This is a genomic window from Streptomyces sp. NPDC039423, from assembly GCF_055598725.1.
Map to the genome: position 1 here is coordinate 448,531 of NZ_JBVKAH010000005.1, position 17,111 is coordinate 465,641.

The 17,111-nt window shown below is 74.5% G+C and carries 20 protein-coding genes; 12 read left to right on the plus strand and 8 right to left on the minus strand.

The window, feature by feature from the left end:
• Position 1: 1 nt before the first annotated feature.
• Together ACZ7LK_RS19355 and ACZ7LK_RS19360 are read right to left on the minus strand one after the other, a co-directional pair.
• Positions 2 to 487, minus strand: coding sequence for an indole-3-glycerol phosphate synthase (locus ACZ7LK_RS19355; protein WP_392274257.1), 486 nt, complete (start codon positions 485 to 487; stop codon positions 2 to 4).
• A gap of 106 nt (positions 488 to 593) precedes the next feature.
• Positions 594 to 1,367 carry a pyrimidine reductase family protein gene (locus ACZ7LK_RS19360; RefSeq protein ID WP_392274258.1) on the minus strand — a complete coding sequence of 258 codons (774 nt, stop codon included), beginning with the start codon at positions 1,365 to 1,367 and terminating at the stop codon, positions 594 to 596.
• A 58-nt stretch (positions 1,368 to 1,425) separates the two neighbouring features.
• On the opposite strand from ACZ7LK_RS19360, the gene zapE reads away from it, so the two are divergent.
• The 3 genes from zapE to ACZ7LK_RS19375 all read left to right on the plus strand — a co-directional run bounded on the left by zapE (position 1,426) and on the right by ACZ7LK_RS19375 (position 4,473).
• Entirely contained in the window at positions 1,426 to 2,481 is a 1,056-nt protein-coding gene (gene zapE, locus ACZ7LK_RS19365) for a cell division protein ZapE (protein WP_469464981.1), read from the plus strand.
• Positions 2,482 to 2,534: 53 nt separating this feature from the next.
• Positions 2,535 to 2,960, plus strand: a complete 426-nt coding sequence (locus ACZ7LK_RS19370) for an OsmC family protein (protein WP_392274260.1) — start codon at positions 2,535 to 2,537, stop codon at positions 2,958 to 2,960.
• 154 nt (positions 2,961 to 3,114) lie between these two features.
• Positions 3,115 to 4,473: an alkaline phosphatase PhoX gene (locus ACZ7LK_RS19375; RefSeq protein WP_469464988.1), complete on the plus strand. Its 1,359-nt coding sequence runs from the start codon at positions 3,115 to 3,117 to the stop codon at positions 4,471 to 4,473.
• 78 nt (positions 4,474 to 4,551) lie between these two features.
• Here ACZ7LK_RS19375 and ACZ7LK_RS19380 read toward each other — a convergent pair whose 3' ends face one another.
• Positions 4,552 to 5,775 (minus strand): cytochrome P450, encoded by a 1,224-nt coding sequence (locus ACZ7LK_RS19380; protein WP_392274261.1) that lies wholly within the window; start codon positions 5,773 to 5,775, stop codon positions 4,552 to 4,554.
• Positions 5,776 to 5,887: 112 nt separating this feature from the next.
• On the opposite strand from ACZ7LK_RS19380, the gene ACZ7LK_RS19385 reads away from it, so the two are divergent.
• Complete coding sequence (locus ACZ7LK_RS19385; protein WP_392274262.1) at positions 5,888 to 6,844, plus strand: polysaccharide deacetylase family protein; 957 nt, start codon at positions 5,888 to 5,890, stop codon at positions 6,842 to 6,844.
• Positions 6,845 to 6,895: 51 nt separating this feature from the next.
• Positions 6,896 to 7,924, plus strand: coding sequence for an aldo/keto reductase (locus tag ACZ7LK_RS19390; protein WP_392274263.1), 1,029 nt, complete (start codon positions 6,896 to 6,898; stop codon positions 7,922 to 7,924).
• Between the two features lie 31 nt (positions 7,925 to 7,955).
• On the opposite strand, the gene ACZ7LK_RS19395 is transcribed toward ACZ7LK_RS19390, so the two are convergent.
• The 4 genes from ACZ7LK_RS19395 to ACZ7LK_RS19410 are packed head-to-tail and all read right to left on the minus strand — an operon-like array spanning position 7,956 to position 10,373.
• Positions 7,956 to 8,147 (minus strand): hypothetical protein, encoded by a 192-nt coding sequence (locus tag ACZ7LK_RS19395; RefSeq protein WP_392274264.1) that lies wholly within the window; start codon positions 8,145 to 8,147, stop codon positions 7,956 to 7,958.
• Positions 8,148 to 8,161: 14 nt separating this feature from the next.
• Complete coding sequence (locus ACZ7LK_RS19400) at positions 8,162 to 8,830, minus strand: ABC transporter (protein WP_392274265.1); 669 nt, start codon at positions 8,828 to 8,830, stop codon at positions 8,162 to 8,164.
• A complete protein-coding gene (locus tag ACZ7LK_RS19405; RefSeq protein WP_392274266.1) occupies positions 8,827 to 9,651 on the minus strand; it encodes an ABC transporter ATP-binding protein in 825 nt (274 codons plus the stop codon). The genes ACZ7LK_RS19400 and ACZ7LK_RS19405 overlap by 4 nt, the downstream gene beginning before the upstream one ends.
• A 44-nt stretch (positions 9,652 to 9,695) precedes the next feature.
• On the minus strand, positions 9,696 to 10,373 hold the full coding sequence (locus ACZ7LK_RS19410) for an AIM24 family protein (protein WP_392274267.1): 678 nt from the start codon (positions 10,371 to 10,373) through the stop codon (positions 9,696 to 9,698).
• Between ACZ7LK_RS19410 and ACZ7LK_RS19415 the strand changes: the two genes are divergently transcribed.
• The 7 genes from ACZ7LK_RS19415 (at position 10,372) to ACZ7LK_RS19445 (ending at position 16,316) form a co-directional block, all read left to right on the plus strand.
• Positions 10,372 to 11,112: a peptidyl-tRNA hydrolase gene (locus ACZ7LK_RS19415; protein WP_471142093.1), complete on the plus strand. Its 741-nt coding sequence runs from the start codon at positions 10,372 to 10,374 to the stop codon at positions 11,110 to 11,112. The genes ACZ7LK_RS19410 and ACZ7LK_RS19415 overlap by 2 nt on opposite strands.
• A gap of 66 nt (positions 11,113 to 11,178) precedes the next feature.
• Entirely contained in the window at positions 11,179 to 11,943 is a 765-nt protein-coding gene (locus ACZ7LK_RS19420; RefSeq protein ID WP_392274382.1) for a DUF4142 domain-containing protein, read from the plus strand.
• Positions 11,944 to 12,087: 144 nt separating this feature from the next.
• Positions 12,088 to 13,569 carry a multinuclear nonheme iron-dependent oxidase gene (locus ACZ7LK_RS19425; RefSeq protein WP_471142096.1) on the plus strand — a complete coding sequence of 494 codons (1,482 nt, stop codon included), beginning with the start codon at positions 12,088 to 12,090 and terminating at the stop codon, positions 13,567 to 13,569.
• Positions 13,569 to 14,570 carry a TIGR04222 domain-containing membrane protein gene (locus ACZ7LK_RS19430; protein ID WP_471142098.1) on the plus strand — a complete coding sequence of 334 codons (1,002 nt, stop codon included), beginning with the start codon at positions 13,569 to 13,571 and terminating at the stop codon, positions 14,568 to 14,570. Before ACZ7LK_RS19425 ends, ACZ7LK_RS19430 begins: the two co-directional genes overlap by 1 nt.
• 104 nt (positions 14,571 to 14,674) lie before the next feature.
• A complete protein-coding gene (locus ACZ7LK_RS19435) occupies positions 14,675 to 15,274 on the plus strand; it encodes a DUF4142 domain-containing protein (protein ID WP_471142101.1) in 600 nt (199 codons plus the stop codon).
• A 44-nt stretch (positions 15,275 to 15,318) separates the two neighbouring features.
• The gene (locus tag ACZ7LK_RS19440; protein ID WP_392274272.1) at positions 15,319 to 16,083 is read left to right on the plus strand and encodes a TIGR04222 domain-containing membrane protein; all 765 of its coding nucleotides are present in this window, start codon (positions 15,319 to 15,321) and stop codon (positions 16,081 to 16,083) included.
• On the plus strand, positions 16,080 to 16,316 hold the full coding sequence (locus ACZ7LK_RS19445; protein ID WP_471142105.1) for a hypothetical protein: 237 nt from the start codon (positions 16,080 to 16,082) through the stop codon (positions 16,314 to 16,316). The genes ACZ7LK_RS19440 and ACZ7LK_RS19445 overlap by 4 nt, the downstream gene beginning before the upstream one ends.
• Before the next feature lie 81 nt (positions 16,317 to 16,397).
• Here the strand turns inward: ACZ7LK_RS19445 and hemQ are convergent, their stop codons facing one another.
• Entirely contained in the window at positions 16,398 to 17,111 is a 714-nt protein-coding gene (gene hemQ, locus ACZ7LK_RS19450; RefSeq protein WP_392274273.1) for a hydrogen peroxide-dependent heme synthase, read from the minus strand.

Genomic DNA, 17,111 nt, shown 5'->3' on the forward strand with positions numbered 1-17,111 from the left:
CCTATGCGGTGTCCGGCTCGTCGTTGTGCGCGAAGAGCTTCAGCACCGGCACGCCGACCTTGTGGCGGGCCCGGGAGGCCCAGTCCCGGTGGAAGAACTCCTCGACGTAGTGGGGCTTGGTCAGCACGATCACCTCGTCCGCGCCGGCCTCCTCCACGACGGCCTTCAGCTTGTCCAGCGGATGGTCCTCCACGACCTCGCCGACCGCTTCGCAGCCCGCTTCCCGCAGGGCGAGCAATGAGTGCTCCAGGCCCTGCCGGGCGGGGAGTCTGGCGGCTCTGCCCTCGGGTTCCTCGCCCTCCTTGACGGCTTCTCTCAGCTCCCCGAGGGCGACGTCGTCGATGGCCCGGAGCAGGACGACGGCCTGGTCGCCACGGGGCTGCATCAGGACGATGAAGGACAGCGTCTCGTCCTCGTGGAGGGTGGTGACGAACTCCACGTCCACGGACGACAGCGGCTTCTCGATCATCAGAACGCTTGTGAACACTTCGGAGCCCTTCTGCGGAAACCATCCTTCCCCGTGTCCGCACGGGGACTGCGTGAGTAAGTCTGCCCACCGGAAGCTAACCGGAACGGAATATTCCGCTGTTTGGTCAGCTCCGGACGTAGCGCGTGAAGAGGAACCCGTCCTCCTCCAGGAGGGACGCCAGCGCGTACCGCTCCGGTACCTTCAGGGAAGGTCCGCCCGCGATCCGCTGCGCCCCGCCGGCCGTCAGCAGCGGCGACACCGTCAGACACAGTTCGTCCAGCACCCCCTCCGCCACCAGCTGCCCGAGCAGCCGTGGACCGCCCTCGGTGAGCTGGCGGGTCAGTCCCCGCCCGGCCAGCGCCCGCACCGCCCGCGCCGGCTCCACGCCCGGTCCGTCCCCGGCGACGATCACCTCGGCGCCGGCCTCCCGAGCCGCGCTTACCCGGTCCGGGGCGGCTGATGCGCCGGTGAGCACCAGCGTCGGCACGAGCGGCCCGGTGAACAGCGGAGCGGAGAAGTCCAGCTCCAGCGAGGCGCTGACCACGGCGATGGCGGGGGCCGGGCCCTGACCGGCCGCCGCCCGCCGCGCGGCGAAGGCCTCCCGCGCGCGTGCCGGGCGGTACCCCTCCTTGCGTACCGTCTCGGCGCCGACGATCACCACGTCGGCCAGCCCGCGCAGGGTGCCGAAGATCCGCATGTCGGTGTCGGACGAGATGGGCTGGGAACGCCCCTCGTGCTGGGCCGCCCCGTCCAGGGACGACACCATGTTGGCGCGCAGCCAGGGGGTGCCGGGCGGCCCCTGGTCGGGGTACGCGTAGGCCTCGGCCAGCTCGTCGAGGGACCACTCGCCCTCCGTGGGAGGGACGGTCCGGTCGGTCACGGGGAACAGGCGTCGCATGCCGTGCAGTCTGGCACGGCGATTAGAGTGAGGGATTGTGTCGACCAGTGCCAGTGCCATGACCGAAGCGGCCCCGCTGTCCTTGTGCGCCCGCGAGCCGCACGTCCCGGCAGACCGTCTGGTCGCCGAGATGGTGCCGCCGCCGCGCTTCGACGCGGTCCGCTTCGACACGTACATACCGGACCCGAAGCAGCCGAGCCAGATACAGGCGGTCGAGGTCCTCAGCTCCTTCGCGGCCGGGCTCGGCGGCGCGCACGCGACCGGCGCCGGGCGGCGCCGCTGGTTCCAGAAGAAGCCGGCCGCGCCCACCGGGCCGCGCGGGGTGTACCTCGACGGCGGGTACGGCGTCGGCAAGACCCACCTGCTGGCCTCCCTCTGGCACGCCACCCCCGCCGAACCGGCCCTCAAGGCGTTCGGCACGTTCGTCGAGCTGACCAACCTGGTCGGCGCGCTCGGCTTCCAGCAGACGGTGGCCACCCTCAGCGGGCACCGGCTGCTGTGCATCGACGAGTTCGAGCTGGACGACCCGGGCGACACCGTCCTGGTGTCCACCCTGCTGGGCAAGCTGGTCGACGCGGGTGTGGCGCTGGCCGCCACGTCCAACACGCTGCCGGGCAAGCTCGGCGAGGGCCGGTTCGCCGCCGCCGACTTCCTGCGGGAGATCCAGGGTCTGTCCGCCCACTTCCGGCCGCTGCGCATCGACGGCGAGGACTACCGCCACCGCGGGCTGCCCGAGGCCCCGGCCCCGTACGCGGACGAGCAGGTGACCAGGGCGGCGTACGCCACGCCGGGCGCGTCGCTCGACGACTTCCCGCACCTGCTGGAGCACCTGGCCCGGGTCCACCCGAGCCGGTACGGCGCGCTGACCGACGACGTCCGGGCGGTCTGCCTGACGGGCGTGACGGCCGTGCCGGACCAGTCGACGGCGCTGCGCCTGGTGGTGCTGGCCGACCGGCTGTACGACCGGGAGGTCCCGGTCCTCGCCTCGGGGCTGCCGTTCGACAAGCTGTTCAGTGACGAGATGCTGAACGGCGGATACCGCAAGAAGTACTTCCGGGCGATCTCGCGGCTCACCGCGCTGGCGCGCGACGCCAAGGGGCTGGTCGCGCAGTAGGTTTGGGTGGCATGGCCCGTCCGGGGTCTGCATCGTTCCGAAGGGAATCCGGCATGGCCACCACGCGTCACGCGCACACCGTCTGGGAAGGCAACCTCGCCGAGGGCTCGGGCACCGTGTCCCTCGACTCCTCCGGCATCGGCCAGTACCCGGTCTCCTGGCCGGCCCGCGCCGAGGAGCCGAACGGCATGACCAGCCCGGAGGAGCTGATCGCGGCCGCCCACTCAAGCTGCTTCTCGATGTTCCTGTCCGGTTCGCTCACGAAGGCGGGCAACCCGCCGGCCCGGCTCACCACCAAGGCCGACGTGACCTTCCAGCCGGGCAAGGGCATCACCGGCATCCACATCACCGTGGAGGGCGAGGTCCCGGGACTGGACGAGGCCGGTTTCGGCAAGGCCGCCGAGGAGGCCAAGGCCGGCTGCCCGGTCAGCCAGGCGCTCACCGGCACCGAGATCACCCTCACCGCCAAGCTGGTCTGACACCGGGCGACACACGAGGCGACGTGGCTCGCACTGTTCACGTGTCACCACACTGCGTGATACACACGTGCGGGTCACGTCACACCTGTCCTGCCCCGGGGCCCCGGCCCCCGGGGTGCCGTCAGCAGGGAGTTGTTGCCTCGTGTCCGAACGGCTGTCCGCAACACGACGTCAGATCCTGGCCCGCACCGGCGCGTCCGTCGCCGGCATCGCCTTCGCCGGCGCCTTCTCGGAGCTCTTCGCCGGCTCCGCCGCCGCCCACGGCCGGGCCGGCTACGGCCCCCTCGTCGCCGACCCCGCCGGTCTGCTGGACCTGCCGAAGGGCTTCCGCTACGAGGTCCTCTCCCGCTCGGGCGACCCCCTCCGTTCCGGCGAGGGCAGGGTGCCGGGCAACTGCGACGGCATGGGCGCCTTCGCCGGCCGGCGCGGCCGCGTCCACCTCGTCCGCAACCACGAGAACCGCGCCTCCGCCCCCCTCGGCGTGCCGGCGGTCCGGGGCCTGACCTACGACCCCGGCGCCAAGGGCGGCTGTACGGCGCTGGAGCTGGACGGGCGCAACAACGTCCTCGGGGAGCGCGTCGCCGTCGCGGGCACCGCCGTCAACTGCTCGGGCGGCCGGACGCCCTGGGGGACCTGGCTCACCTGCGAGGAGACCGAGGACCGGGCGGGCACCAACGGGTACGCCAAGGACCACGGATACGTCTTCGAGGTGCACCCCGGCGACCCGCTGCGCACCGGCGCCGTGCCGCTGACGGCGATGGGACGCTTCCAGCACGAGGCCGTGGCGGTCGACCCGTACAACGGGATCGTGTACGAGACCGAGGACGCCTTCACCAAGCCGTTCGGGCTCTTCTACCGCTTCCTGCCCCACCGGCCGCTCGGCGGCACCGGTTCGCTGCGTGCCGGCGGCGAGCTGGAGGCGATGCGCGTCCCGGGCGTGCCGGACCTGTCGGCCGTGCGGGAGCCGGGCACGGTGTTCGAGGGCGTCGAGTGGGTCCCCGTACCGGACAGCCAGGCGCGGGAGACGCCGATCCGGCTCCAGGACTTCGGCCCCAAGGGCATCACCCACGCCCAGAAGCTGGAGGGCTGCTACTGGGGCGGGCGCTGCGTCTACTTCGTCTCCAGCTTCGCCCGGTCCGCCGACGGGTCGGCCGCCGACCACTACGGGCAGGTGTGGAAGTACGACCCGCACCGGCGCCGGCTGACGCTGGTGGTCGTGTTCGGGCCGAGCAGTGACGTCCGGCTGCCGGGCGAGTCGCCCGACAACATCTGCCTGGCCCCCGGCGGCGGCCTGATGGTGTGCGAGGACGGCAACGGCGCCCAGCACGTGTACGGGCTGACCCGGCGGGGCGAGGTGTACGCGGTGGCGCGAGGCGCGCAGAACATCGGCACCCCGGAGCGACCGGAGTGGGGCGAGTTCGCGGGCGTCACCTTCTCCCCGGACGGCGGGACGATGTACGTCAACTGCTACACCCCGGGGACGACGTTCGCGGTGACCGGCCCCTGGAGCTGATCCGCCACGCCGGCGGGGGCGCGTTCACCGCCCCCGCCGGCGGCCGGTGCGGGGCCCGGCCGGGCGGGCCCGCCGGACTCACCAGGTGACCGGCAGGGCCTCCGGGCCGCGGATCAGCGTGCTGCGCCGCCACGGCACCTTCCCGGGCGGCACCGCCAGGCGCGGCTCCGGGAGGCGGTCGAGCAGGGTGTCGACCAGCAGCTCGGTCTGCATCCGCGCGAGCAGCCCGCCCATGCAGTAGTGCGGGCCGTGCCCGAAGGCGAGGTGCGGGTTGGGGGTGCGGTCGACGTCGATCCGCTCGGGGTCGGGGAACACCCCCGGGTCGCGGTTGGCGGCGAGGTACGAGACGTAGACCGGCTCTCCCGCGCTGATCCGGACGCCCCGGATCTCCACGTCCTCCTGGGCGATCCGGGCCAGCCCGACGGCGGCCCGGTGCGGGATGTAGCGCAGCAGTTCGTCGATGGCGCGCGGCCGGACGGCGGGCTCGGCACGGAGCCGTTCGAGGAGGGCGGGCCGGGTCAGCAGGAGGAAGAACATCTGGCCGGTGTTGGCGGTGACGGCCTCCCCGCCGATCTGGAGGGGCCCCACGAGGCCGATCGCCTCCTCCTCGGTGATGTCGCCCCGCCCGACCGCCGCGCCCAGCAGCGAGACGACGTCCTCCTCCGTGCTGCCGCCGCGCGAGCGGATCGCCTCGGCGAACCAGCCGTACATGCCGTCCTTGGCCGCGGCGCTGGCGGCGGCGCCGCCCGAGGAGGAGACGATCTGCCGGGTCCAGGCGCTCATCCGCTCCCGGTCGGCGGCGGGCACGCCCATGACCTCGCAGACCACGGCGATGGGGAAGGGTTCCAGGATCCGCGCGGTGAGGTCCGCCGGGGGGCCGTCCGCGAGCAGCACGTCCACCAGTCCGTCGAGGACCTCCTGGGCGCGGGGGCGCAGCCGCTCCACTCCGCGCTGGGTGAAGGCGGGCGCCACGGCGGCCCGCAGCCGGTTGTGGTCGGGCTGGTCGGCGAAGGCGAGCGAGCCCCGCTTGGGCTTGAAGTGGGGCGCGAGCCGGGTGACCTGGCGGTCGGCGACGGGGGCGCGGGTGAAGCGGGGGTCGTTGGTGACCGCCCTGACGTCGTCGTAGCGGGTCACCAGCCAGGCCCAGCCCTCGCCGTGGGGCAGTTGGACGCGGCTGACCGGCCCCTCCCGCATCAGCTCCGCGAGCACCGGGTCGAACTCGGTGCCGCTGATGTCCAGGGCGGGCCAGTGCCGCACGGGTGGCGGACCCAGGATGGGCCGTGTCGCGGTGTCCTCGGTCATGGGTCCGTCCGTCCCTTCGGTGGCTGCGGTTCCCCCTCACGATCACCCGGGCGGGGCGGGACATCGCGCTGGACTACTCCGGACGGAAGCGGGATGCACACCCATTCCCACGATGATCATATATTTTCCGCCTGTGATCTCTTTTGTACGCAGGGTGTCGGCCGCTGTCGTTCTGTGCCCCCTTCTCGCGGGCTGCGGCGAGGCCGCCGTCTCCCGCCCCGCCCCGCCCGGGCGACCGCCCGCCGCCGTGAGCCCCTCTCCCGCCGGGACACCGCCGAGGGCCGCGCCGGACACCGCGCCAGGCACCCCGCCGGGCTCCGCCCCCCGGGGCACCGCGCCGAGGACACCGCCCACCATGGCCCCCGGCCCCGGCGGCCTCACGCCCGTCTTCGAACGGGGCCCCGCGACGGCCGGCCGGACCGTGGCGCTCACGTTCGACGCCGACATGACCGCGGACCAGGGCCCCCGGGCGGCGAACGGCGAACGGTTCGACAATCCCCCGCTGATCGACACGCTCCGCCGCCTGGATGTCGACGCGACCGTCTTCATGACCGGGCGCTGGGCCGAGCAGTACCCCGACCAGGCCAGGGCCATCGGCAACGACCCGCGCTTCGAGATCGCCAACCACTCCTACAGCCACCACGCCTTCACGACACCCTGCTACGGGCTGCCCACGCTGGACCGGCAGGACATGGCCACCGACGTGCGCCGCGCCTTCGACGCGTTCCGCGCGGCAGGAGCGCGCAACGTCGTCCCCTACTTCCGCTTCCCCGGGGGCTGTTACGACGAGGGGGCGCTGCGCGCGCTGACCTCCGCGCGGGTGACGGCCGTGCAGTGGGACGTGGTCAGCGGCGACGCCTTCGCCACCGACGCCGACGCGGTCGCCGAGCAGGTGCTGGCCGGGGTACGGCCCGGGTCGCTGGTGGTGATGCACTGCACCCGCAGCGCCGCGCCCGTCACCGAGCGGGCGGTCCGGCGCATCGTCCCGGAGCTGCGCCGGCGCGGCTACCGCTTCGTCAAGGTCTCGGAGCTGATGGGCGCCGGGCGGGAGGGCACGGACTTGCCTTAGGGCGCACTCCAACCCCTAGCGTCGGGACCACGACTGACGAGGGGACACATCGTGCGTTACACACTCTTCGGCCGGACCGGTCTGCGCGTGAGCGAACTGGCGCTCGGCGCCATGGTCATGGGCGACGACGACACCAGCGGCCGCATCCTCGACGCGTACGCGGAGGCGGGCGGCAACTTCGTCGACACGGCCGATGTCTACGGCGGCGGCGCCTCCGAGACCGTCCTCGGCAAGCTGCTCGACGGCCGCCGGGACCGGTTCGTGCTGGCGTCCAAGTACACCTGCGCGACCCGCGAGGGCGACGTGAACTCCGGCGGCAACCACCGCAAGAATCTGGTGCGGTCCGTCGAGGAGAGCCTCGCCCGGCTGCGCACCGACCGTCTCGACGTGCTGTGGGTGCACGCGCGCGACGTGTACACGCCGGTCGAGGAGGTGATGCGGGCGCTGGACGACCTCGTACGCGCCGGGAAGGTGCTCTACCTCGGGGTGTCCGACTGGCCCGCCTGGGAGATCGCCCAGGCGAGCACCCTGGCCGAGCTGCGCGGCTGGACCTCCTTCGCCGGCTCCCAGCTCCGCTACAACCTGCTGGAACGCACCGTCGAGCGGGAGCTGCTGCCGCAGGCACGCGCCTACGACCAGACCGTCATGGCCTGGGCGCCGCTGGCGGCCGGGAAGCTCACCGGCAAGTACCGGCGCGGCGAGCCGGGGCGGCTGTCGGCGGACGGGATGCGGGAGGACGACCGGGAGGCCGGGGTGATCACCGCCGTCCTGGACATCGCGGAGCAGGGCGGCTGGACCCCGGCGCAGGTGGCGCTGGCCTGGCTGCGCGGCCGCCCCGGCAACATCGTGCCCCTGGTCGCCGCCAGCAGGCCCGGCCAGCTCGCCGACAACCTCGGTTGCCTGGACGTACGGCTGGACGCGGACGCCGTGGCACGGCTCGACCGGGTGAGCGCGGTGCCGCTGGGCTTCCCGCACGACTTCCTGGCCGAACCGGGCATCGTGCGCAACGTCTACGGCGACCGGCACGCGGACATCGACGACCGGCGCACCTGGCGCGCGTCCCGGTCGGTCCGCGGCTAGGGCGTGTGCCGAGCCGGGCGGGGCGGCCTCGTCAGCCGGAGCAGGCGGTGCGCTCCGCCTCCCGCCACTCGCACACCGGGCACAGGGTGATGCCCTTCGTCGACTCCGGGTACTCGGTCGGCTCCTGGCACAGCACGCACGCGGCGTACGGCTGCCCGTCCTGCGCCCGCTCCCGGGGCTCGGCGTCCCGGGCGGCCGGCGTCTCACCGTACGAATCGTCCATACGTCCGAGCGTACTCACTCCCGGACGGCGGTGAGCCGGCAGGCGAGCGCGACCGCGCCCGCCGCCAGCGCCGCCGCGGCCGCCAGCGGGAGCAGCGGCACCGCGACCCTGCCGGTGAGGTTGCCGGTCACCAGGCCGGTCACGGCGGTGTTGGCGGGCGAGCCGGTGGTCACCAGGGCCAGCAGGGCGGCCGCCGTGATCGCGGCGAAGGACCAGCCCGGGGCGGGCAGCAGCGGGCGGGTCAGCAGGGCGCCCACGGCCGCGCCGAGCAGCACGCAGACCGCCCCGGTGAGCAGGCCCGCGGCGGTGGCGGGCAGCAGCGGCACGGCGGTCCGCCCGTCGGCGGCCACCGGCGCGGCCGCCACCGGCACCACCAGCAGCGCGGCCGCTCCCGGCACGGCCGCGCCCAGGGTGCCGGTGAGGACCGCCGCGAGGTGGACGCGGACGCGGCCGGCCGCCGCCGCGGTGACGTTCCGGGCGGCCGGGGGCTCCTGGTTCAGGCAGATCCGTACGAGCCAGGCGGTGACCGGCAGCAGGGGGGCGGAGGCGTAGCCGAGGGCGCCGAGGAGCGGTTCCCCGACGCGTATGCCGACGGCGAGGAACGCCACGTACAGCAGGAGCGGCGGGAGCCAGCGCTGGGAGCGCAACAGCAGGGCGGTCCGGTAGCGGAGGAGCGCGGTCATGTGGTCCTGCTCGTGATCGTCCCGGGGCTCACCCGGTGGATGTGCCACGCGGGGCGGGCCGTCAGCAGCTCCCGCAGCAGCGCGTCGGACTGGGCGGCCGGCACGGTGAACGTCACGTCCCCGCCGGGGCCCGTGGTGTACACGGGCGAGCCGGGAAGCCGGTCGGCCCGCAGCTCCGCGAGACGGCCGCCCGACGCCACCACCCGCACCGGCGGCTGCGCTCCGGCGGTCGGTGAGGGACCGGGCCGGGCGGTGCGCGGACGGGTCTCGAGGCGGCCGCCGCGTACCGCGTACACCGCGTCCGCCGCGCCTTCGAGCCGCCGCGGGTCGTGGTCGACGAACACCACCGTCCCGCCCGCCGCGACCCGCTCCTCCACCGCCCGGTCCAGTTCCGCGCGGGCCGCCGCGTCCAGACCGGTCCACGCCTCGTCCAGGACCAGCAGGCCGGGTTCGGCGAGCAGCGCCTGGGCGACGGCGACCTTCTGGCTGGTGCCCTTGGACAGTTCGGCCAGCGGGGTGCGGGCGTGGGCCGCGGCCCCGAACCGCTCCAGCCACGCGGCTGCCCGCTCCGCCGCGGTACGCCGCCGGAGCCCGTGGACGCGCCCGAGGTGGACGAGGTAGCCGGTGGCGGTGAACGGCAGGGCGGCGGGGAAGCGCTCGGGGACGTACGCCGTGCGTCGGGGCCGGCCGGTGACGCGGCCCTCGGTCGGGGCGTCGATCCCGGCGATCAGCCGCAGCAGCGTCGACTTGCCGCTGCCGTTGCCGCCCTCGATCCGGACCAGGGCGCCCGCGGGCAGCCCGAGGTCGGCTCCCCGCAGCACCCATGGTCCGGTCAGGCCGTAACGGCGGCCGACGTGGTGGAGGTTCAGCTCTGCTTCGCCTTCTCGGGGGTCAGCTCGCTGGGGCGTACCACCACGAAGCCCTCGCCCTGGAGCATGAGCTGTACGGCCTCGCCGGAGCCGCCGCGCAGCATCGAGCCCAGGGACTGCGAGCGGTGCAGCGACGTGTCGAGCTGGGCGCTCCAGCCGACGACGGCGTCGGTGTCGACGTACACCGGCTGGTGGGTGGTGACCGGGATGACCACGGGGTTGCCCTCGCAGATGACGGCGAGCTTGCCGTACCCGGTGAAGACGCTGTTGAACAGGCCGCCGCCGGTCATCCCGGCGCCCTTCACGGTCTTGATGTCGTACGAGAGGGTGGCGTCGAAGCACAGGACGTTGCGGCCGTTGACCGTAAGCGCGTCGCCCTGCTCGATGTCGACGATGAAGCAGTTCTGCGCCTCGTGCGCGAACCACGCCTCGCCCTGGCCGCGGACGGCCATCAACGGCAGGCCCTCGCCGGTGACGGCCCGCTTGAGCATGCCGCCCAGGCCCTGGCCCTTGCGCTCGAACTGGAGGTTGCCGCGGTAGGCGATCATCGATCCCTGCCGGGCGTGCATCTCGCCGTTGACCACGTACTTGACCGACTTCGCGTTCTGGAGGGTCATGCCGGGCACTGCCGCCTGCTGCGCCATGTTCTCGGACGCGAAAAGATCGCTCTTCATGCGGGCATGGTGTCCCGGAACCCCTTGTTCCGCCAAGAACGGCTGTCCGGCGGGCTGGCAGACTGTGCGGGTGAGCAGTGATGACGCCCCCCAGTTCGTCCTTCCCCTCGTCGTCCGCGTCGAGCGTTCCGAGCCCCCCGCGCGCACCGACGCGCTGGAGACCGCGGCCCGCGCGGTGCTCGTGCTGCTGTCGGACGAGCGGTCGCACGGCGACGGGGAGTGGGCCGGGGCCGTGCGCGGCTGGGAGGACGCCCGCATCCGCAAGGTGGTGCGCCGGGCGCGCGGCGCGGAGTGGCGCAAGGCGGCGGAGTTGCCGGGCATCACGGTCACGGGCGGCACCGCGGAGGTACGGGTCTTCCCGCCGGTCCCGCTGGACGGCTGGCCCAAGGAGCTGGCCAAGCTCCAGGTGTCGGGCACCGAGCTGGACGACGACGGCGAGCCGGGGACGCCCGCCCCCGGGCGGGCACTGCTGTGGCTCAACCCGGACCTGCGCATGTCGACCGGCAAGGAGATGGCGCAGGTCGGCCATGGCGCGCAGCTTCTGTGGCGGGCGATGGCGGAGGAGGACCGCGCGGCCTGGCGGCAGGCCGGGTTCCCGCTCGCCGTGCGCACCGCGCACCCCGACCGGTGGGCCCGACTCAGCACGAGCGGACGGCCGTTGGTGCGGGACGCGGGCTTCACCGAGATCGCTCCCGGGTCGTGCACGGTGGTCGCCGACTTTCCTCCCCGGGGCGACTGAACGTTCCCTTCCCTGTATACGTACCTCCCAGTAATGCCATCAGGTTCGGGAGGCACCACCTTGTTGTTGCGACGCATCAACGGCTCGGCACTCATCATCGCGGCCCTCGTCGCCACGGTCGGCGCGCTGGCGTTCCCGGTCTGGTCGTACGCCGACCGCTCGGGAACCGGCCAGGCCAACCTCAACGCGTCGACCGTGGCGACCCAGTGGGGACCGCTGTCGGCGACCGACCGTGACTTCCTGGTGAAGGTCCGGCTGGCGGGGCTCTGGGAGCTGCCCGCCGGCCAGCAGGCGATCGAGCGGGCGCCGAGCCAGGCCATCAAGGACACGGGCGACCACCTCGTCGTCGGCCACACCGACCTCGACCAGCGGGCGCGCGACGTGGCGGCGAAGCTGGGCGTCGAGCTGCCGAACCAGCCGACGGAGCAGCAGCAGGGCTGGCTGCGCGAGTTGTCGGCGGCGAGCGGCGAGGAGTACGAGCGGAAGTTCGCCAACCTGCTGCGCAACGCGCACGGCAAGGTCTTCGCGCTGGTCGCCCAGGTGCGGCACACCACGCGCAACACCCTGATACGGCAGCTCGCGTCCGACGCCAACCAGACGGTGCTGGACCACATCACGATGCTGGAGGCGACCGGCAGGGTCGACTTCGACGCGATCGCCAACGAGGCGGCGGGCGGCGCGACGGCGAGCCCGTCCGGTCCGCCGGCGCCCAACGGCAACCTGCCCCCGGCGCCGTCACCGGCCGTGCCGACGGGGACGGACCAGTCCTTCACCTCCCGGCCGTCGACGCAGCCCGGTCCGCCGACCGCGATCAACACCAACCGGCCCTGACGGCCCGCCTCCGACGCCCGGTCGCAAGCCCCGGCCGTGAGCCCCGGCCGTAACCTCAAATGAAGCTCTGAACTGCGGTTCTCCCGTTTCGGGCTTCCACCGCCGGGGCCATTACCCTTCCGACCGACGCAGAAGGAGGGGGACATGAGGGAACTGGGTACCGGCATCGGCTGGCGTCCGGAGATCGCGGACGCGGTGGAGGGGCTGGCCGGCGTGGACTGGGTGGAGGTGGTGGCGGAGAACATCTGCTCCGGCCACCTCCCCGACCCCCTGCTGCGGCTGCGCGAGCGGGGCGTCACCGTCGTCCCGCACGGCGTGTCACTGGGTCTGGGCGGTGCGGACCGGCCGGACGAGGGGCGGCTCGCGGAGCTGGCGGAGAAGGCCACCGCGCTGGGGGCACCGCTGGTCACCGAGCACATCGCCTTCGTACGGGCCGGGGGGCCGCTCACCGCCTCTCCCGCGCTGGAGGCGGGGCACCTGCTGCCGGTGCCGCGCACCCGGGACGCGCTGGACGTGCTGTGCGAGAACGTGCGCATCGCCCAGGACGCGCTGCCGGTCCCGCTGGCGCTGGAGAACATAGCGGCGCTGTTCTCCTGGCCCGGCGAGGAGCTGTCGGAGGGGCGGTTCCTGGCCGAGCTGGTGGAACGCACGGGCGTCCGCCTCCTGATCGACGTGGCGAACCTGCACACCAACCACGTCAACCGGGGCGAGGACCCGGCGAAGGCCCTGGCGGAGCTGCCGGTCGAGGCCATCGCCTACGTGCACGTGGCGGGCGGGATCGAGCGGGACGGCGTCTGGCACGACACCCACGCCCACCCGGTCCCCCGGGCCGTCCTGGACGTCCTCGCGGACCTCTCCTCGCGGGCGGCCCCGCCGGGCGTCCTGCTGGAGCGGGACGACGACTTCCCGCCGGCCGAGGAGCTGGCGGCCGAACTCACCGCCATCCGCGAGACGGTCCGGGCGGCGGCCCCCGCCAAGGGGGCCGTGACCCCTGCCGCGGGCCCCGCGCGGGAGACGCTCCCCGCGAAGGTGCCGGCCCTGGTCGGCGCGGGCGAGGACACGGGCCGGGACCTCCACCGGGACCCGGCGGGCCCGGCGCTCACCACGCACCCCCCGCAGTCCCCGCACCCGGCCGGTACGGCGCTCGGGGCCGGTCCCCGGCCACGGCCCGTTCCGCCACGGCTCACGGCGACCGGGAGCGGCGGGACCGGGGCCCGGGAGCGGCTGGGGATCGCCCAGGCCGCCCTGCTGTCGGCACTGGTCGCCGGGACGCCCGCGCCCGAGGGCTTCGACCACGCGCGGCTGCGGGTGCAGAACAGGGCGCTGGCCGCCAAGCGCGCCGGTGTCGTCGCCAAGGTCGCGCCCGAGCTGCCGGAGATCCTCGGCGGCGGGTACCGCGCCGCGTTCCTGGCCTACGCCGGTTCCCGCCCCATGCGCGGCGGTTACCGGCGCGACGCGCTGGACTTCGCGGAGCACCTGCTGGTCGCCGGGCGGCCGGAGGACCCCGTCGCCCGCCGGAGGCTCACCGCCTGGTGGCAGGACCGGGCCGGGGCACGGCCACCGGGCCGGGCCGGCCGGCTGGTGCGTGCCGCCCGCGCCGCGTTCGTGGGGAGGCGGGCCGCGTGATGAACATCCTCGCACTCCTGCTGTACGTCGCCGTCGCCGTCTCCTCGGCCCTGCTCATCGGCGGGGTGGCCGCCTCCCGACGCTGGCCCGGCGGCTCCGTCCACTACCGGGTGGAGGCCGCGTTCCTCAACGGCGGGCCCGCCCGGGTCGTCGACTCTGCCCTCGCCTCGCTGGCCGCGGACGGCCGCGTGGCCGTCGGCGGGCCGGGCATCGTCCACGTCGTACGCCCCGTCGGGCAGGACCCCGTCGAGCGCGCGGTGCTGGACACCATCGCCGCCGCGCCCAGCGGCGCGCTGCACACGGTACGGCTCGCGGCCATGCGCCACCCCGCCGTCCAGGAGGTGGGCGACCGGCTCGCCGCCCGGGGGCTGATCGTGCCGCTCGGGGCGGGACGCGTCTGGCGCCGCCGGAGCGCCGCCCAGGCGGCGGGCTGCGTGCTGCTCTTCATCGCCTCCGTCGCCGGGACGATCGCCGAGTACGCCACCGCCGACGTCAGCGACCTGCCGTTCCCGTTCGTGGTGAAGGTGCTGCCCGCGCTGATCGCCGGTGTGGTGATCGGGATCATCTGCGGGGCCGTCGCCCGGCGCCGGCTCACCGGGGCGGGCCGCCGTGCGCTCGCCGCGTACCGCCGGGCGCACGCCCACCTGACCGGGCCGGGGGACCTGGTGGCGGTGCACGGGCTGCGCGCGCTGCCCGACCTCGCGCTCCGCGAGCAGTTGGTCACGGCCGCGCGGACACCCGCCCGGAGCAGCGACGGCGGCGGCACGGAGCAGGACGGTCTCTTCGCGGCCACCACGGTCACCGTGTGGTGCGCGAGCGCCGACACGGGCGGCTCCGGTTGCGGGGGCGGCTGCGGGGGCGGCGGGGGCGGCGGCTCCGCGTGCAGCGGCGGATCGGGCTGCGGCAGCGGCTCCGGCGGCGGTTCCGGCTGCGGGGGCTCCAGCGGTGGTTCGAGCTGCGGTGGCGGTGGCGGTTGCGGCGGGGGTGGCGGCGGCGACTGAACGGACCGACAACCCCCCAACGTACCAATTGCGCACGGGAGTTGACCGGATGTCCGGCAACCGCACGTACGCCCCGGGTGCCGCCCGCTAGCGTGCACAACACCATGCGACCCCACCCCGGCACCGGCCTGGTCGTCGTCGCCCTGACGGCGACCCTCGCCGCCCTCGTGTTCCCCGTCTGGTCCTACGGCGACCGCGCCGGCACCGGCGCCGCCCGCTCGGCGGCCGGTGCCGTGCCGACCCGGTGGGGCCCCTTGTCCACCGCCGACCGCGACTTCGTCGTCCGGGTCCGGCTGGCCGGGCTCTGGGCGCTGCCGGCCGCCCAGCAGGCCACCGGCCGCGCCCCCAGCCGCGTCACCGAGGCCGCCGGGCGGCACCTCGCGGACGACCACACGTACCTCGGCGTCCGCGTCCGTGACGTCGCCGCCCGGCTCCGGATGCCGCTGCCGAGCCAGCCCACCGAGGAACAGCGGGGCTGGCTGGAGCGGTTGACCGAGGCGCACGGGCCCGCCTACGAGCCGGTGTTCGCCGGCCTGCTGCGCCGGGCGCACGGCGGGCTGTTCTCGGCGGCCGCCGAGGTCCGCGCCACCACCCGCAACACCCTGGTCCGCGCGCTCGCCGACGACACGGTGCGCCTGCTCCTCGCGGACCTGACCGCCCTGGAGGCCATCGCCGCGCCCCGGCACGCCGTGTCCACATCGTGAAAACCCGGTGGCGCCGCGTTCACCCTCTCGCGTAGAACTCGGGCATGTTCTGGGTGCCCTTCCTGGTGGTGACATGGGCCGTGGCGGCCGTCAGCTGCGCGCGGCTGTGCCTGGCAGCCGTCGAGGCCGCCCAGCCGGTCCCCGCCGTCACCGCGGTGGACCGGGAGCGTGAACTGAGCCTGTACGAGGCGGCGTTCCTGGCCGGCGGGCCGCAGCGGGTCACCGATCTGACGCTGGTGTCGCTGCACCGGAGGCGGCGGCTGTGGCTCGCCCACACCGGGTGGGCCACCGTCGTGGACCCGGACCCCGAGGGCGCGGACGACCTGGAGAGGTCGGTGATCGGGGCGATAGGGCCGGAGGGCCAGTCGCGGATAGCGGCGGTCCGTGCCACGGCCTCCGCCGCCGACGCGGTGCGGGCGCTCGCCGACCGGCTGGTCGCGGCGGGGCTGGCGGTGCCCGACGGCGCCAGGTCCGCCATCGTCTCGGCGCTGCGGGCGGTGCGGCTGGCGGCCCTGCTGACGGTCGTGCTCGCGGCGGGTACCGCGCTGCTGCTCCCCGCGGGACAGGGGCCGGACGCGCGGGGGCTGACCTGGTTCGGGCTCCCGCTCGTGCTCACGCTCGGCTGTCTGGTCATCGCGCGCGTCGAGGTCCGCCCGTACACCCGCTGGGCCTCCCCCACCGGGCAGCGGCTGCTGACGAGGGTGCGCGCGGGCGATCCGCTCGCCGCCGTCGCCATCGGCGGGGTCCACGCCCTGGACGACCCGGCGCTGCGGGCGGCGCTGGCCCCGGAACCGCGGCGGGGCCGGTGAGGACGCCGCTGCGGACGCCGCTGCGGACGCCGCTGCGGACGCCGGTGCGGACGCCGCTGCGGACGCCGGTGCGGACGCCGGTGCGGACGCCGGTGCGGACGCCGGTGCGGACGCCGGTGCGGACGCCGGTGCGGACGCCGGTGCGGACGCCGGTGCGGCGCGCTGGCCGCGCGCCGCACCCGGTGCCGGACCCGGTGTCGCTGGAGCGGCGGGCGAAGTGGCCGGCCGTCTGATCTTCCGGGTCGGTGGGGTGACGTGCGGGGGCGTCCGGGACACCGTGCCCGCCCGTCACCGGGTCGGTCAGGTCGAGGCCGTCAGGCGAGACCCGCGACCAGATCGGCGACCGACTTGCGCCGGCCGGTGTAGAACGGGACCTCTTCGCGGACGTGCATCCGGGCTTCGGAGGCACGCAGGTGGCGCATCAGGTCCACGATCCGGTAGAGCTCGTCCGCCTCGAAGGCGAGGATCCACTCGTAGTCGCCCAGCGAGAACGAGGCGACCGTGTTGGCGCGGACGTCCGGGTAGCCGCGGGCCATCTTGCCGTGGTCGGCCAGCATCCGGCGGCGGTCCTCGTCCGGCAGCAGGTACCAGTCGTAGGAGCGGACGAAGGGGTACACCGAGACGTAGTCGCGGGGCGTCTCGTCGGCGAGGAACGCCGGGATGTGCGACCGGTTGAACTCGGCGGGGCGGTGCAGTGCCATGTTCGACCAGACCGGCTCCAGCGCGCGGCCGAGCTTCGTGCGGCGGAAGAGGTTGTACGCCTCCTGGAGCGCGTCCGAGGTCTCGGCGTGCCACCAGATCATCAGGTCGGCGTCGGCCCGCAGACCGGACACGTCGTACGTGCCACGGACGGTGATGTCCTTGGCGGCGAGCTGGTCGAAGAGTTCCTGGACCTCGTCGGCGAAGCCGGTCCGGTCCTCGGGCAGGACGTCGCGCAGCTTGAAGACGGACCACAGGGTGTAGCGGATGACCTCGTTGAGGTCCTTCGCCTTCTTACCGGCGTTCGGGATCTTTTCGGGCGCACTCAT